The sequence below is a fragment of the Pseudomonas sp. B21-059 genome, assembly GCF_026016285.1.
Classification (GTDB): domain Bacteria; phylum Pseudomonadota; class Gammaproteobacteria; order Pseudomonadales; family Pseudomonadaceae; genus Aquipseudomonas; species Aquipseudomonas danubii.
On the sequence record NZ_CP087201.1, the window covers coordinates 1,417,877 to 1,432,103 of the forward strand.

Annotated in this window: 16 protein-coding genes; 10 read left to right on the forward strand and 6 right to left on the reverse strand. The window is 62.6% G+C overall.

The genetic code is table 11. The annotated features are described in order from the left end of the window. Positions 1-29 precede the first annotated feature (29 nt). On the forward strand, positions 30-578 hold the full coding sequence (locus LOY69_RS06395) for a cysteine hydrolase family protein (protein WP_102878614.1): 549 nt from the start codon (positions 30-32) through the stop codon (positions 576-578). Between the two features lie 49 nt (positions 579-627). On the opposite strand, the gene LOY69_RS06400 is transcribed toward LOY69_RS06395, so the two are convergent. From LOY69_RS06400 to LOY69_RS06415, 4 genes are all read right to left on the reverse strand, one after another. After that, a complete protein-coding gene (locus tag LOY69_RS06400) occupies positions 628-828 on the reverse strand; it encodes an SEC-C metal-binding domain-containing protein (RefSeq protein WP_007923047.1) in 201 nt (66 codons plus the stop codon). Positions 829-834: 6 nt separating this feature from the next. After that, positions 835-1,320, reverse strand: coding sequence for an LEA type 2 family protein (locus LOY69_RS06405; protein ID WP_102861454.1), 486 nt, complete (start codon positions 1,318-1,320; stop codon positions 835-837). A 63-nt stretch (positions 1,321-1,383) separates the two neighbouring features. Then, positions 1,384-1,860, reverse strand: coding sequence for a YchJ family protein (locus tag LOY69_RS06410; protein ID WP_102861455.1), 477 nt, complete (start codon positions 1,858-1,860; stop codon positions 1,384-1,386). A 4-nt stretch (positions 1,861-1,864) separates the two neighbouring features. Beyond that, positions 1,865-2,362, reverse strand: coding sequence for a DUF6231 family protein (locus tag LOY69_RS06415; RefSeq protein WP_102861456.1), 498 nt, complete (start codon positions 2,360-2,362; stop codon positions 1,865-1,867). Positions 2,363-2,552: 190 nt separating this feature from the next. On the opposite strand from LOY69_RS06415, the gene LOY69_RS06420 reads away from it, so the two are divergent. From LOY69_RS06420 to LOY69_RS06435, 4 genes are all read left to right on the forward strand, one after another. Beyond that, positions 2,553-3,245, forward strand: a complete 693-nt coding sequence (locus tag LOY69_RS06420; RefSeq protein ID WP_110594989.1) for an OmpA family protein — start codon at positions 2,553-2,555, stop codon at positions 3,243-3,245. An 89-nt stretch (positions 3,246-3,334) separates the two neighbouring features. Beyond that, entirely contained in the window at positions 3,335-4,063 is a 729-nt protein-coding gene (locus LOY69_RS06425) for an OmpA family protein (protein WP_265074876.1), read from the forward strand. Between the two features lie 139 nt (positions 4,064-4,202). After that, a complete protein-coding gene (locus tag LOY69_RS06430; protein WP_102878616.1) occupies positions 4,203-4,484 on the forward strand; it encodes a DUF1145 domain-containing protein in 282 nt (93 codons plus the stop codon). Beyond that, the gene (locus tag LOY69_RS06435; protein ID WP_265074276.1) at positions 4,477-5,235 is read left to right on the forward strand and encodes a collagen-like protein; all 759 of its coding nucleotides are present in this window, start codon (positions 4,477-4,479) and stop codon (positions 5,233-5,235) included. The genes LOY69_RS06430 and LOY69_RS06435 overlap by 8 nt, the downstream gene beginning before the upstream one ends. A gap of 56 nt (positions 5,236-5,291) precedes the next feature. Here LOY69_RS06435 and LOY69_RS06440 read toward each other — a convergent pair whose 3' ends face one another. Further along, a complete protein-coding gene (locus tag LOY69_RS06440; RefSeq protein WP_102861461.1) occupies positions 5,292-5,756 on the reverse strand; it encodes a CopD family protein in 465 nt (154 codons plus the stop codon). Positions 5,757-5,855: 99 nt separating this feature from the next. Between LOY69_RS06440 and dinG the strand changes: the two genes are divergently transcribed. The 5 genes from dinG (at position 5,856) to pdxH (ending at position 13,807) form a co-directional block, all read left to right on the forward strand. Next, positions 5,856-8,000, forward strand: coding sequence for an ATP-dependent DNA helicase DinG (gene dinG / locus LOY69_RS06445; protein ID WP_102878618.1), 2,145 nt, complete (start codon positions 5,856-5,858; stop codon positions 7,998-8,000). Between the two features lie 93 nt (positions 8,001-8,093). Continuing rightward, a complete protein-coding gene (locus LOY69_RS06450) occupies positions 8,094-10,493 on the forward strand; it encodes a beta-galactosidase (protein WP_102878619.1) in 2,400 nt (799 codons plus the stop codon). Between the two features lie 112 nt (positions 10,494-10,605). After that, complete coding sequence (locus LOY69_RS06455; protein WP_253083847.1) at positions 10,606-11,751, forward strand: serine hydrolase domain-containing protein; 1,146 nt, start codon at positions 10,606-10,608, stop codon at positions 11,749-11,751. Between the two features lie 140 nt (positions 11,752-11,891). Further along, positions 11,892-13,136, forward strand: coding sequence for an OmpA family protein (locus tag LOY69_RS06460; protein WP_265074277.1), 1,245 nt, complete (start codon positions 11,892-11,894; stop codon positions 13,134-13,136). A gap of 23 nt (positions 13,137-13,159) precedes the next feature. Continuing rightward, the gene (pdxH, locus tag LOY69_RS06465; RefSeq protein ID WP_265074278.1) at positions 13,160-13,807 is read left to right on the forward strand and encodes a pyridoxamine 5'-phosphate oxidase; all 648 of its coding nucleotides are present in this window, start codon (positions 13,160-13,162) and stop codon (positions 13,805-13,807) included. Between the two features lie 10 nt (positions 13,808-13,817). Here pdxH and LOY69_RS06470 read toward each other — a convergent pair whose 3' ends face one another. Next, entirely contained in the window at positions 13,818-14,054 is a 237-nt protein-coding gene (locus LOY69_RS06470) for a hypothetical protein (RefSeq protein WP_102878622.1), read from the reverse strand. Between the last annotated feature and the right edge of the window lie 173 nt (positions 14,055-14,227).

A 14,227-nucleotide genomic window follows, 5' to 3' on the forward strand; every position in this document is an offset into this window, starting at 1 on the left:
TTCAATGACGCTCCAACGGAGAATGTTGCATGCCCATTCCGGCCGACACGGCGCTGCTAATCATCGATCAACAGCAAGGCATCCTGCATCCCCGGCTCGGCCCACGAAACAATCCCGAGGCAGAGGAGCGGATGCTCGAGTTGCTGGCCCATTGGCGCTCCCGGGGTTGGCCGGTGATCCATGTGCAGCATCTGTCGCGCTCGACGGATTCGGTGTTCTGGCCCGGGCAGTCCGGCGTGGAGTTTCAGCCGCGTTTTCGTCCGCAAACGGCGGAGGGACTGATTCAGAAACAGGTGCCGGATGCCTTTTGTGGCACCTCGCTGGAGGCGGATCTGCGCCAGCAGGGGATCGGGCAGTTGGTGATAGTCGGTGTGGCCACCAACAACTCGGTGGAGTCGACGGCGAGAACCGCCGGTAACCTGGGCTTTGCGGTATGGGTGGTGGCCGACGCCTGCTTCACCTTCGACAAGCGCGACTTTGCCGGTCGAGCCCGTTCTGCCGAGGAGGTGCATGACATGTCGCTGGCCAACCTGCACGGCGAGTACGCCACGGTGTTGAACCTGGCGCAGCTTTTTTAGGAGAGGCCGGACGGCGACGTGGCGCGGACAGGCCTCTTGCGCAATCAGATCAAGCGCCGTGGCACTTCTTGAACTTCTTGCTGCTGCCGCATGGGCAAGGATCGTTGCGGCCAACGTCTTTCAGCGCGTTGCGCACGGGTTCCTGGTGGGCGTGGTTGCAGTGCGGACCGTGAACATGGCCATGGTCATGATCGTGGTGGTCATGATCGTGGTTGCAGTCCGGGCCATGGACATGAGGTTGCTGGGTCATTGCGGGTTACTCCGGGATAAAATCGCCGGGAATTATCACGCCATTGCGCTTCAGGTGCACGTCCTGGCCGATGAATAATCCGATTTCCAGCTCCCCTTCGAGGCGATAGGGGATCGGCCGTTCGGGCTTGCGCAACAGTTTCACCACATCCCGGATCTGCGGCCAGAGATTGGTGCGCACCGGCACCTTGAAGTAGCGGCTGCTGTGGGGCGTGACGGTGAACCAGTGTTCATGCTCGCCCTCGCTGAGCAGAAAACGCTCCAGGTAGACCCGGTAGGTCAAGCGGCGCACGGTCAGGTCGCTGTCATTGGGATTGTCGACCCGCAGGTGCAGGGTGAAGCGCTGCTCCAGCAGGTTGGCCTTGACCACCTCGACCTTGACCAGGTGGACCGCAGGGGCCAGGTCCTCATCGGTGAACCAGGACGCGCATCCCGACAGGCTCAATAGTCCGAACAGGCAGACGGCCCGTAGTGCGCGCAGTTCACCGATCATTGCAAGACTCCCTTTGAACCCCCTGTACCCGTCCTGGGCATGGGGTGCCTGGCCTGCAAAGGCTCAGCGTGTGAAATAGCCGGCGCAGCACTTCTTGAATTTTTGCCCGCTACCACAGGGGCAGGCGTCGTTGCGTCCGGCATTCAGGGGCACGGTGGGGTCGATGAAATACCAGCGTCCATGATTCTGCACGAAGGACGAGCGTTCGCGATGGCTGTGTTCGCCCTGGTTGTCATGCCAGCGCGCAGTGAAGGTGACGAAGGCATGTTCGGGCTGACCGCCGAAGACCTCCGAGCTTTCTACCTCCAGCCCCAGCCAGGTGCTTTGTGCGCTCCAGTCACTGATGGATTGGCGATCCAGGCCTGCCTGTTGTACGGGCAGTGTGGTGGCCAGCAGGTAGTCCACTTGCCCCAGTACATAGGCGCTGTAGCGCGAACGCATCAGGGCTTCGGCGCAAGGGGCGGGATGACCGGCGTGGTAGTGGCCGCAGCAGGCGTCCAGCAGGTTGCCGCTGCCACAAGGACAAATCGAGGCGCTCATTGTGTTACCACCAATACTTTCCAAAGTTTTCCGGGTTCGCCCAGAAGCGAGCGTTGAGCCAGTCGGGCACTTGTTTGTATTCAAGCAGATCATAGGTAAACAGGGTCAGCACCTGTTCGTCCCGCTGGAAGCGTTCACTGGCCTGCAGCGCCAGGGAGAAAAAGTCGGTCTCCTGCCAGCCGCAGGCACTCAGGTCGGCCAGCACGGCAATCCGGCTGGCATTGAGGTTGCGAATGCCCCCAAGCAGGTTCAGGCCATCGCGCTTGGGCAGGTGCTCCAGGCAATCCACCGCCAGGGCCAGGTCGAAACGCCGTGCAGCCAGCTCCGCAGGCAAGGGGCCGGGGGCCGCCTGAGCCACCTCGGTAGCGGGATGAGCCTCCTTGAATGCGGCCAGGGCGGGGAAGTCGCTGGCGCCGATCAGCAGCAGCTGTTGGGGGGCGTAACGGTCCAGCAAGGCCGCCAGAGCCTGCTGGGGGGTACGGGTAGAAATTCCGGCGCTCATTGTAGCTCCTCGATCAGAACGCCCAAGACTAGCGTGCTGGCACCCTCGGGCCTAGAGCGGTTCGCCACTAAATCGGCGAACCTCCCGTATTTACGGGGCGAAATCACTGATAGCCCGGTGCTGGCGCAGATGAAATGTGCAGTCTTTACTCCGTGAATCGGCCTCGAGCCGATCCCTCAGGAGAAATCAGATGAGCATCATTCGGACGGCAGTACCCTTGGTTCTGTTAACCAGTGTGTTGACTGGTTGTGCAGGTTTGCAGAAAACCGACTGGCCAACCTGTGCCGCAGTCGGCGGCGTCACGGGCGCGGCGTTGGGCGCCACCGAAAGCGCCTCGTGGGCGGGTGGTGGCGCACTGTTGGTCGGTGGTCTGGCAGGTGCCTACTGCTGGGTAAAAGGCGATGGCGACGAAGACGGCGATGGCGTGCCGGACAGCCGCGACAAGTGCCCGCATACCCCCAAAGGTGTACAGGTCGATGCCGACGGTTGCCCACCGCCGCCACCACCGGTTGTGGAAGAAGTCGTGGTGGTCAAGGAGGAAACCATCGTCATCCGCGATGTCTACTTCCATTTCGACTCGGCCAAGTTGACCGACGCCGACAAGACCAAGCTCAACACCATCGTGAGCCGCCTGAAACAGGAAGCGCCGACTGCACAGCTGCGCGTGACCGGCCACACCGACAGCGTCGGCAGCGATGCCTACAACCAGAAACTCTCGGACAAGCGTGCCCACTCGGTCGTGGACTATCTGATCAGCAACGGCATTCCCCGCAACAGTTTCGTGTCAGTGACCGGAGCCGGTGAAAGCAAGCCGGTGGCGGACAACAAGACGGCCGCGGGCCGGGCGATGAACCGTCGTACGGAGATCCAGATCAACCGCTGAAACCCTTTGCCTGCGCGGCTTGTGCAGCCGTCGATGGCAGTCTTTACTCCTGTGTGACCGGTCTTGCCGGTGACACAGGAGCATTCATGATGAACCTTCTTCCTCGGGCCGTTTTCCCGGTCCTGTTGCTCGGCGGCCTACTGACAGGTTGCGCAACCCACAGTGATGGCACTGCTCCCCTCAACCAACGCACCTGGCCCCTCTGTAGTCTGCTCGGCGGGCTGGCCGGCGGTGGCTTGGGAGCGATCGAGAGTGGTAGTTGGGCGGCTGGAGGCGCGGCCCTGGGGCTGATCGGTGGTGGCCTGATCTGTTACGCCCAGGATGGCGACGAGGATGGCGATGGGGTATTCGATCGTCGCGATCGTTGCCCGGACACGCCTTCCAACACGGCGGTGGATAATCGCGGTTGCCCGATGCCCGAGTATCCGGCAGTGGTCAAGGCGCCGGAGCCTGAGGTAGCAGCGCCTGCGGAAGTGATCACCCTCAGTGACCAGGGCAATGTGCTGTTCGCCTTCGACTCCGCGGAGTTGACCGCCGAGGCGCGCAACCAGCTGCAGGGGCTGATGGCCAAGCTGGCCAATGCCGATGTGGTCAGCATCGAGGTGCTCGGGCATACCGACAGCCAGGGTTCCGATGCCTATAACCAGAAGCTCTCGGAGCGCCGCGCTAGCAGTGTCGTCACCTTTCTTGTTGGCCAGGGCGTGGCGTCGGAAAAAATCAGCAGCCAGGGCCTGGGAGAAAGTCAGCCGGTAGCGGATAACGACAGTGAGCAGGGGCGAGCAACGAATCGTCGCGTGGAACTGCATCTCCAACGTTGAAACGAGGCGGTCCGGGTCGGCGATCCTCGCCGATCGGGCCGCTAAACAGACGCTTCGGGAAGAATTTTCATCGACCTCTGGCGTATCCCCGGGGTAAGTCGTTACTGTGCGCGCAAAGAATAATTCACAAGGGGAGCCTATGAAGGTCTTATGGGGGGCGGGGAAGTTTCTGACCTTGGTCTTTTGGCTGGTGGTGTTGATCAATCTGGTCAATCCATTGATCAATCCGTTGCACCTGCTGGTCAACCTGGCGGGTAGCCTGTTGCTTTTGACCCATTTGCTGGAACTGCTGCTGTTCAATGGCAGCCTCAAGGAGCGTCCACATCCCTGGCGTGATCGTTTACACATCCTGCTGGTGGGGATCTTCCACCTGCAAACCCTTCCCGCTGCTGCTCCTGTTGCCGAGACCGACCATGCGTAAGCTTTGCCTGCTGGCCCTGTTCTGCAGTCCTCTGGCCGTGGCCCAGGTGGTCCAGGTTGAAACCAACTCCTTCATGCGCCTGCCCAATACCGCCAGCACCCTGCAGCTGGAGCGTCTGGACGTGGCGGACTACGGCACCTTGCTGATTCCGGCCAATGTCACCGAACTCAAGGTCGACGACCTGCATCTGGGACGTGACGCGCGGATCGCCATCGTGCCTACCGGGCAAAGCCTGCAACTGATTGTCCGCCATGCGCAGTTGGAGAGCGGCAGCCAGATCAGCTCCCGTGGTGCACCGGGCACCTATGAGAAGGCGGCCAAGCCGGGGCGCAATCTGAACCTGCGAATCGAGTCCTTGAAGGCCGAGCAATTGTTCGTGGACGCCCGCGGTGGCAAGGGGGCTCCCGGTTACGTCGGCCTTGATGGCGCCAATGGCCAGGAGCCGGGTTGCACCTGGGGGCAGGCCGGGCGCGGTGCCGATGGTGACAACGGCGGTGACGGCCGGCCCGGGGCTTCGGGCGCCGTGGTCCGGCTAGAGTTGCCCCGTGATTACCCCAGCGAGCAGATCAAGGTCCTGGTCGATGGTGGCGCCGGCGGCCTGGCCGGTGCCGGCGGCAAACCGGGGTCTGGGGGCAAGTCCAAGGGCTGCCTGGTTTACCGAACCGATGGCGGCAAAAGCGGGCGTCCCGGTGCTCAGGGGCAGCCGGGCCCTGTGGGCGAGGCGGGGTCGCTGACGGTCCAGCGTTTGTAGTCAACCTCGAAAGATGGATTGTTCCAGCCGCCCGCTCCTGTAGCGGGCGGTTGCTTTCAGAAGCTTGGCCGGGCCGCTGCCAGGGCCACCAGTACCAGGCCGATGATCAGGTTGCTGCCCACCAGCCGGCGGATCTTGCCCAGCGCCGCGGCGCCGGCCGGCCAGTCCTGCGCCGCGACGGCCTTGCGCAGCTCCGGCAGTTGCAGGGACTGGATGCGGATGAACAGGGCGGTCATCACCAGATACAGCCCCATCATGATCTGCACATACTTCGGTGCGGTTTCAAAGCCGCTGAAGCGCAAATGCAGCAGGCCGATACCGCTGATCGGCAACAGCACCACGGCGACCCAGACCCAGACGAAAAAACGCGGAAACACTTGCACCCAGAGCTGCAGTCGCGCCGGCCCCTCAAGGGCCGCCACGGCTGCCGGGCGCAGGACCATCCAGGCGAAAAACATGCCGCCGACCCAGACCAGGGCGGCCAGTACATGCAAGGTGTAGGCAAGGGCGAAAGCGGTCATTCGGGTACTCCGTTCTGCGCGACATGAATTAGCGGGGTATGATAGCGGCCGATTCGAACCACTGAAAATTTATCCAGCGTTTTGTGCGCCCGAAAAACCATGATCAGCAACGAACTCAAAACCACGATCCAGGGCGCCTACTCGCGTTTTCTCGAAGCCAAGAGCCTCAAGCCGCGTTACGGCCAGCGCCTGATGATCGCCGAAGTGGCCAAGGTCCTGGGTGATATCGACACCGACGACGAGGGCCGGCGCAGTGGCGACCCGGCGGTCGTCGCGGTGGAAGCCGGCACCGGTACTGGCAAGACCGTGGCCTACAGTCTGGCGGCCATTCCCACGGCCAAGGCCGCCGGCAAGCGCCTGGTGATTGCCACCGCCACCGTCGCCCTGCAGGAACAGATCGTCTACAAGGACCTGCCGGACCTGATGCGCAACAGCGGGCTGAACTTCAGCTTCTCCCTGGCCAAGGGCCGTGGGCGCTACATGTGCCTGTCCAAGCTCGACATGCTGCTTCAGGAAGGCCACGCGCAGACCGCCACCGCCCAGCTGTTCGAGGAAGAAGGCTTCAAGATCGAAGTGGATGAAGCCAGCCAGAAGCTGTTCACCAGCATGATCGAGAAGCTCGCCGGGAATAAATGGGACGGTGACCGCGACAGTTGGCCCACCGCCCTGGAAGACGCCGATTGGGCACGCCTGACCACCGACCACAGCCAGTGCACCAATCGACACTGCCCGAACTTCGGCCAGTGCGCCTTCTACAAGGCTCGGGAAGGCATGGGCAAGGTGGACGTGATCGTCACCAACCATGACATGGTCCTGGCCGACCTGGCCCTGGGCGGCGGCGCGGTGCTGCCGGACCCGCGCGACACCCTCTATGTGTTCGACGAAGGCCACCACTTGCCGGACAAGGCCATCGGCCACTTTGCCCATTACACCCGGCTGCGCTCCACCGCCGACTGGCTGGAGCAGACCGCCAAGAACCTCACCAAGTTGCTGGCCCAGCACCCGCTGCCGGGGGATCTGGGGCGCTTGATCGAGCAAGTGCCGGAGCTGGCGCGGGAGATCAAGACCCAGCAGCAGTTCATGTTCAGCGCCTGCGAGCAGATCGCCGACTTCAAGACCGGCGAAGACATGGAAGGCCGCGAACGGCCACGCCATCGCTTCGTCGGCGGGCTGATTCCCGACCACATGCGCGAGATGGGCATCGAGTTGAAGAAGGGCTTCTCCCGTCTCACCGATCTGTTCACCCGCCTCACTGAGCTGCTCAAGGAAGGCATGGATGGCGAGGTCAATATCGGCATCGCCAGCAACCAGGCCGAAGAGTGGTATCCGCTGTTCGGTAGCCTGCTGGCGCGGGCGTCGGGCAACTGGGAACTGTGGACCGCGTTCACCATCGAGGACCCGGAAGACAATCCGCCCATGGCCCGTTGGCTGACCCTGGCCGAGAGCGGCTCGCTGTTCGACATCGAGGTCAACGCCAGCCCGATCCTCGCGGCGGAGATGCTCCGACGCAATTTGTGGAACGTGGCCTACGGCGCCCTGGTGACGTCGGCGACCCTGACCGCCCTGGGCACCTTCGACCGCTTCCGCATGCGTGCCGGGCTGCCGAAGAAAGCCGTGACTGCGGTGGTACCCAGCCCGTTCCATCACGCTGATGCCGGGGTGTTGCGAGTGCCTGACCTGCGTGCCGATCCGCGGGATGCGCCGGCGCATACGGCGGCGATCATTCGCGACCTGCCGGAACTGGTGGAAGGCTCCCGGGGCACCCTGGTGCTGTTCTCCTCGCGCAAGCAGATGCAGGACGTGTTCGACGGTCTGGATCGGGATTGGCGCAAGCAGGTGTTCATCCAGGGCAACCTGTCCAAGCAGGAAACCCTCAACAAGCACAAGGCCCGGGTCGACGGTGGCGATTCCAGCGTGCTGTTCGGCCTGGCGAGCTTTGCCGAAGGGGTGGACTTGCCCGGTGCCTATTGTGAGCACGTGGTGATCGCCAAGATCCCGTTCTCGGTACCGGATGATCCGGTGGAAGCGGCGCTGGCGGAATGGATCGAGGCCCGGGGTGGCAATCCATTCATGGAAATCTCGGTGCCGGATGCTTCTCTCAAGCTGGTTCAGGCCTGCGGCCGTCTGCTGCGTACCGAGCAGGACCGCGGCACCATCACCCTGCTGGACCGCCGCCTGGTCACCCAGCGCTATGGCAAGGCTATCCTCAATGCCTTGCCGCCATTTCGCCGAGAAATATCATAAGCAAGGCGCGCACCTTTGCGCGCCTTGCTGTCTATTTCATATCGCCGCTTCAGCACCGGCCGTTCATCGGTCTTTAGGGAGAGCCAGGTTCATATGATTCGCCGTTCGTTGCCCGCTGTATTTGCCCTGTTGTTTACCGCGCCTGTGTGGGCGGCCCCGACCGGACAACAGACGCTGTTCAACTTTGTCCGGCCTGCCGCTGTGGTGCAGGTGGCGACACAAGATGCCAGCCTGCCGCAGTCCAACGCGGAGCAAACGGCCGAAGGCGAAGTGCTGCGGCGCATCATCTTCAACCCGACCAGTCGGCCCAGCCTGACCCTGACGCCCCAGAGCGGTGCCTGGGACTGGTCGCAGTCGGGGATGATGAGCCTGCGCATCCAGAGCGCCATGAACTGGGCCCTGACCCTCTATGTGACCATTCAAAGCAACGACGGCAAGACCCTGGTCAGCCGCGTCGATCTGCCCGCGGGGCCGGCGCAGACCCTGCTGGTGCCATTGGTGGCCAACACTCCCCTGAGCCAAGGCATGAAGGCCGCGCCGCCGATGCCGATGACCGTGGACGGCCAGCGCATCCTGCTGGCCAGCAGCGAGGGACAATTGGACCGCAGCCAGGTGGTGTCGGTGACCTTGTCCCTGGATAGCCCCAAGGCCGCTCAGAGTATCCTCCTCGAGCGCTTTGGTGTGCAGGACGGCGAGGGCGTGATCAAGGCGGTCTACGGTTCCCTGGTGGATGGCTACGGCCAGTCGACCCGGTCCCGCTGGCCGGAAAAGATTACCAGCGACGATCAGCTCAAGGCGGCCGATGCCAAGGAACAGCAGCAACTCAAGGCGTGGCTTGGCGAGCGCGAGAAGACTTCCCTGGACAAGTTTGGCGGCTGGGACAAGGGTCCGAGCTTCAAGGCCAGCGGCTTCTTCCGCACGGAAAAGCGTGACGGGCGCTGGTTCCTGGTGACTCCGCAAGGTCACCCGTTCTACTCCCTGGGCGTCAACACCGTGGCCCCGGATAACAGCCAGACCTATGTCGCCGGGCGTGAGTGGATGTTCAGCGCCTTGCCCAAGGACGGCGAGCCCCTGGCGAGCCATTACGGTGAGGGCGACAACCGTGGCGGCAACGGCGCCGATCGGGGACGTGGTTACAACGCCGGCCGCTGGTACGACTTCTATCGGGCCAACCTGCAACGTACCTACAGCGCCCCCTGTGCAATGGCCAGCGAAGCTCCGGCCGAAGCCTCCAGTACCGAGCCCAAGCCAGCGGCGCCTGAAGCCGCCGCAGTCCCATGCGCGGCACCGACCTTCGATGAGCGACGCTGGGTCAGCCACACCCTGGACCGCTTGCAGGCCTGGGGATTCAACACCATCGGTAATTGGAGCGCCCCGGCGCTGGGGGCGGCCGACCGGGTGCCCTACACCTTGCCGCTGTCGATCGTGGGTGATTACGCCAGCATCAGCACGGGCAGTGATTGGTGGGGCGGCATGCCGGACCCCTTCGATCCGCGCTTTGCCATGGCCACCGAGCGCGCCGTGGCCATCGCCGCCCGCGACCATCGGGATGATCCCTGGCTGATTGGTTATTTTGCCGACAACGAGCTGGCCTGGGCCGGTCCCGGTGATGATCCAAAAGCCCGCTATGCCCTGGCCTACGGCACCCTGCGCCTGACCACCGATGTGCCGGCCAAACGGGCCTTCCTCAAGCAACTGCGGGACAAATATCGTAACCAGGCGGGCCTGTCGAAAGCCTGGGGCATCGATCTGCCGGCCTGGGAGTTGATGGAAGACCCGGGTTTCGTGCCGCCACAGCCAAGTCCCGAACACCCGGAGATCGAGGCTGACTTCAAGTATTTCCAGAAAGTCTTTGCCGAGACCTATTTCAAGACCATCGCCGACTCGCTGAAGTGGCATGCCCCCAACCATCTGCTGCTGGGCGGTCGCTTTGCCGTCAGCAATCCCGAGGCGGTGGCGGCCTGTGCCCAGTACTGCGATGTGCTGAGCTTCAACATGTACACCCTCAAGCCTCAGGACGGTCAGGACTTTGCGTACCTGCGCAGCCTGGACAAACCGGTGCTGGTGACCGAGTTCAATTTCGGCTCCCGGGATCGTGGCCCGTTCTGGGGCGGGGTGACCGAGCTGGCTCGGGAGGAAGATCGTGGACCGGCCTACGCCAACTTCCTCAAACAGGCCGTGAGTGAGCCATCGATTGTCGGTGTGCATTGGTTCCAGTATCTCGACCAACCGGTAACCGGACGTCTGCTGGACGGTGAAAATGGCCATTTTGGCCTGGTGGGCATTACCGATGTGCCCTTCCAGGGTTTTGTCGACAATGTGCGCAAGAGCAACCTGCAGGCGATTGAACAACTGGCCAAGGAAACACAGAAGGCCCGGGTTCAGGCGCAGCAGGCTGAAGCCGCCGAGCATGGCAGCGAGGAAGCGGGCAAGGGCCACGAAGGCAAGGGCGCGGGTGAGCACGCTGGCGGCCATTCCGCTAACGGTCATTGATCGATCCGGGGCTCTGCCGCGCTGCGCAGAGCTCCGTTGGCTGTTCCCAAATCCGTTTCGGGCTGGAACAATGCGCGCCTCGTTGTCGAGCAAATGTGCTGGGGGAGTCAGGGTGCAGATTCAGGGTCATTACGAACTTAAATTCGAGGCGGTACGCGAAGCCTTCGCGGCACTGTTCGACGATCCCCAGGAGCGCGGCGCGGCGCTGTGCATCCAGATCGGCGGAGAAACCGTCATCGACCTGTGGGCCGGCACCGCCGACAAGGACGGTGCCGAGCCCTGGCACAGCGATACCATCGCCAATCTGTTCTCCTGCACCAAGACCTTCACTGCGGTCACCGCCCTGCAACTGGTGGCCGAAGGCAAGCTCAGGCTGGATGCGCCGGTCGCCAGTTACTGGCCGGAGTTCGCCGCAGCAGGCAAAGCTGCCATTACCTTGCGCCAATTACTCTGTCATCAGGCGGGCTTGCCGGCCCTGCGCGAGTTGCTGCCTGCCGAGGCCCTCTACGACTGGCAGACCATGGTCGATGCCCTGGCCGCCGAGCAACCCTGGTGGACGCCGGGTGATGGGCATGGCTACGCCGCTATCACCTATGGCTGGTTGGTGGGTGAACTGATCCGACGCGCTGATGGACGCGGTCCGGGAGAGTCCATTGCGGCCCGGGTGGCAAGACCCCTGGGGCTGGACTTCCATGTCGGCCTGGCCGACGAAGAGTTCCATCGGGTGGCGCATATCGCCCGTGGCAAGGGCAATGTGGGTGACGCAGCAGCTCAGCGCTTGCTGCAGGTGACCCTGCGCGAGCCGACGGCCATGACCACCCGGGCCTTCACCAATCCACCGTCTATCATGACCAGCACCAACAAACCCGAATGGCGGCGCATGCAGCAGCCGGCAGCCAATGGCCATGGCAACGCCCGCAGTCTCGCCGGGTTCTACAGCGGCCTGCTCGATGGCAGCTTGCTGGAGGCCGATATGCTCGAAGAACTGACCCGCGAACACAGCCTGGGCATGGACAAGACCCTGCTGACCCAGACCCGATTCGGCCTGGGCTGCATGCTTGATCAACCCCAGGTCGCCAATGCCACTTTTGGCCTGGGGGCTCGGGCGTTCGGGCATCCGGGGGCCGGGGGTTCCATCGGTTTTGCTGACCCGGAGCATGATGTGGCGTTCGGTTTTGTGACAAATACCCTGGGGCCTTATGTATTGATGGATCCACGGGCACAGAAGCTGGTGCGGGCTTTGTCGGATTGTCTGTAAAAAGGTTGCTGTTAAGCACTTTTTTGCTTAAACATGCTTGGAAAGCTGCAGGACGGAACCCTGTGGCTTTTATAATTTCCAAGCGTCTGTTTGTACCGGTCATGTAGACCGAATTTTTTATCTCATTTTGTGGATATCCCATGTCGTCGAACAAGTCTCTAGCCTTGGCCATCTGCCTGACCGTCACCGGTTGTGCACAAACCCCACAAAATGAAGCGGATGGCGGCCATTGGTGGTCGTTCGGGTCCGATAAGGCCAGCAGCAAGGAAGCCCCGCAGGCCGCTGAAAAACCCGTCGCAGCTGAAGCGCCAGCTCCTGTCGCTCCAGCAGGCAAGCCGGCAGTGGCGGCCAAGCCCGCAGCTCCTGCGGCCGCTGCCGGTAAAACCACCGCCTCCGCGAAGCAGGCAGCACCGGCAGGCAAAGCTCCGGTTGCCGCCAAGCCGGCAGCAGCCGAGCCAGCTCCAGCTCCTGCCCCTGTAGCCGCAGCACCTGCCGCTCCTGCCGCCAAGGCCGAGAGCAGCAACTGGTGGTGGCCGTTCTCCTCCAAGGAATCCGCCGACAAGCCTGTGGCTGAGACCAAGAAAGCCGAGCCGACTCCAGCTCCAGAGGTCGCCAAGGCCGCCGACTCCGAGACCCACTGGTGGTGGCCGTTTGCCAAGAGCCAACCCAAGCCACTGAGCAAGGTCAACGTGGCGGACATTCCAATGCCCGACCCGAAAATCACCCAGGCCTGGCTGGACGACTACGAGCCGCGCCTGCGTGAAGCGGTGAAGGACAGCAAGCTGCAAGTAGAACGTCGCGAAAACGTGCTGGTGGTGACTGCGCTGGTCGATGCGTCCTTCAACCCGGACCGTCCAGCCATGCTGCTGCCGGTGACCCTGGGCCCATTCACCCGCGTTGCCAAGGCTGTTGAAGGTGACCCCAAGACCGCCGTACTGATTCTCGGCCACGCCGATGCGACTGGCCCGACCCTGGCCAACCAGAAGCTGAGCCGTGATCGCGCCCAGTCTGTTGCTGCCATCTTCAGCCTCAGCGGCTTGAAGCAGGACCGCCTGATGCTGCGTGGCATGGGTGCGGTCATGCCGCGTGCTGCCAATGACAGCCCTCAAGGCCGTTCGCTGAACCGTCGAGTGGAAATCATGCTGACTCAGCGCAGCACCATGCTGGGCCTGTTGAGCAAGTACAACCAGCCGACGCCGTCCGAGACCGAAATGGTCGCGGTGCAAGATGCCAAGCTGCCCGTTCCTGCCGCCTCCGGCAAAAAGGCCGCAGCGCCAGCGAAGAAGTCCACCGTTGGCAAGAAGCCTGCCGCCAAGAAGGCTCCAGCGAAGAAGGCCGCAGCTCCAGCGAAGAAAACAACGGCTACTGCTCAGGCTAAAAACTGATTCTCAAGGATAAGGAAGCAGGCATGACTCAGTCTCTGGCTGATATGCGCCGGGATTACACCCGCGATGGTTTGTCCGAGGCTCAGGCCCCGGGTGAACCCTTCGCGCTGTTTCATCAGTGGTTTGCCGAAGCGGTGAAGACCGAGCAACCGCCGGTAGAGGCCAATGCCATGACGCTGGCGACTGTCGATACCGACGGTCGTCCCCACTGCCGCATCTTGTTGCTCAAGGGGCTGGATGAACAGGGTTTCACCTTCTTCACCAACTACGAAAGCGCCAAGGGCGAGCAACTGGCCGCACGGCCCTTTGCCGCCATGACCTTCTTCTGGCCGACCCTGGAGCGTCAGGTGCGGATCGAAGGAAGGGTGGTCAAGGTCGCTCCCCAGGAGTCTGATGCCTATTATCAGGTGCGCCCTCTGGGGAGTCGGTTGGGGGCCTGGGCTTCACCGCAAAGCCGGGTGATCGCCGATCGCAACGAGTTGCAGGAATTGCTCAAGGCCACCGAGGCGCGTTTCAGTGATAGTCAGCCCGATTGCCCGGAACATTGGGGTGGTTATCGCCTGCTGCCGGAGCGCATCGAGTTCTGGCAGGGTCGCCCCAGCCGCCTGCATGACCGTTTGAACTATCGCCTGCAGGCGGGGCAGTGGAGCCGGGAGCGCCTGGCCCCCTGAAGCGCGCAGGTCAGTCGCCGGGATAACCGGCCGCGGCGGCTTCCAGCCATTGCGGCAGGTCCCGGCGTTTTACTTTCTGGCGTTGGGCCTCGGCCAGCTGTTGCAGCATGAATTGTTTCTTCTGTTCATCGGTTCCGGCCAGGGACAAAGCCAGGTCCCGGTCCACCCAACGCTTGATGCGCACGTAGAGCCACCAATGGAAATACAGACCGGCGATGGTGGTCACGATGATGATGAAGTAATCCATGAAAATCCCTTGCTGGTTGGCGCTATGCTGGAAATCGGCGTTACCGTATTGAGACGGTTTGGCTTTTTTGCAGTCTGTACTTTGGCTGAATGAAACCAATTTTATCCGGGCGGTGCCGTGACAGGCGTCAAGCTGCGGAGTCTAATGGCTATCTGTCCTTTGGAGTTGATCCT

Excerpts from the sequence above, each read along its gene's own strand:
- LOY69_RS06395 (WP_102878614.1), top strand. The coding sequence starts at position 30 with ATGCCCATTCCGGCCGACACGGCGCTGCTAATCATCGATCAACAGCAA.
- LOY69_RS06400 (WP_007923047.1), bottom strand. The coding sequence starts at position 828 with ATGACCCAGCAACCTCATGTCCATGGCCCGGACTGCAACCACGATCAT.
- LOY69_RS06405 (WP_102861454.1), bottom strand. The coding sequence starts at position 1,320 with ATGATCGGTGAACTGCGCGCACTACGGGCCGTCTGCCTGTTCGGACTA.
- LOY69_RS06410 (WP_102861455.1), bottom strand. The coding sequence starts at position 1,860 with ATGAGCGCCTCGATTTGTCCTTGTGGCAGCGGCAACCTGCTGGACGCC.
- LOY69_RS06415 (WP_102861456.1), bottom strand. The coding sequence starts at position 2,362 with ATGAGCGCCGGAATTTCTACCCGTACCCCCCAGCAGGCTCTGGCGGCC.
- LOY69_RS06420 (WP_110594989.1), top strand. The coding sequence starts at position 2,553 with ATGAGCATCATTCGGACGGCAGTACCCTTGGTTCTGTTAACCAGTGTG.
- LOY69_RS06425 (WP_265074876.1), top strand. The coding sequence starts at position 3,335 with ATGAACCTTCTTCCTCGGGCCGTTTTCCCGGTCCTGTTGCTCGGCGGC.
- LOY69_RS06430 (WP_102878616.1), top strand. The coding sequence starts at position 4,203 with ATGAAGGTCTTATGGGGGGCGGGGAAGTTTCTGACCTTGGTCTTTTGG.
- LOY69_RS06435 (WP_265074276.1), top strand. The coding sequence starts at position 4,477 with ATGCGTAAGCTTTGCCTGCTGGCCCTGTTCTGCAGTCCTCTGGCCGTG.
- LOY69_RS06440 (WP_102861461.1), bottom strand. The coding sequence starts at position 5,756 with ATGACCGCTTTCGCCCTTGCCTACACCTTGCATGTACTGGCCGCCCTG.
- dinG (WP_102878618.1), top strand. The coding sequence starts at position 5,856 with ATGATCAGCAACGAACTCAAAACCACGATCCAGGGCGCCTACTCGCGT.
- LOY69_RS06450 (WP_102878619.1), top strand. The coding sequence starts at position 8,094 with ATGATTCGCCGTTCGTTGCCCGCTGTATTTGCCCTGTTGTTTACCGCG.
- LOY69_RS06460 (WP_265074277.1), top strand. The coding sequence starts at position 11,892 with ATGTCGTCGAACAAGTCTCTAGCCTTGGCCATCTGCCTGACCGTCACC.
- pdxH (WP_265074278.1), top strand. The coding sequence starts at position 13,160 with ATGACTCAGTCTCTGGCTGATATGCGCCGGGATTACACCCGCGATGGT.
- LOY69_RS06470 (WP_102878622.1), bottom strand. The coding sequence starts at position 14,054 with ATGGATTACTTCATCATCATCGTGACCACCATCGCCGGTCTGTATTTC.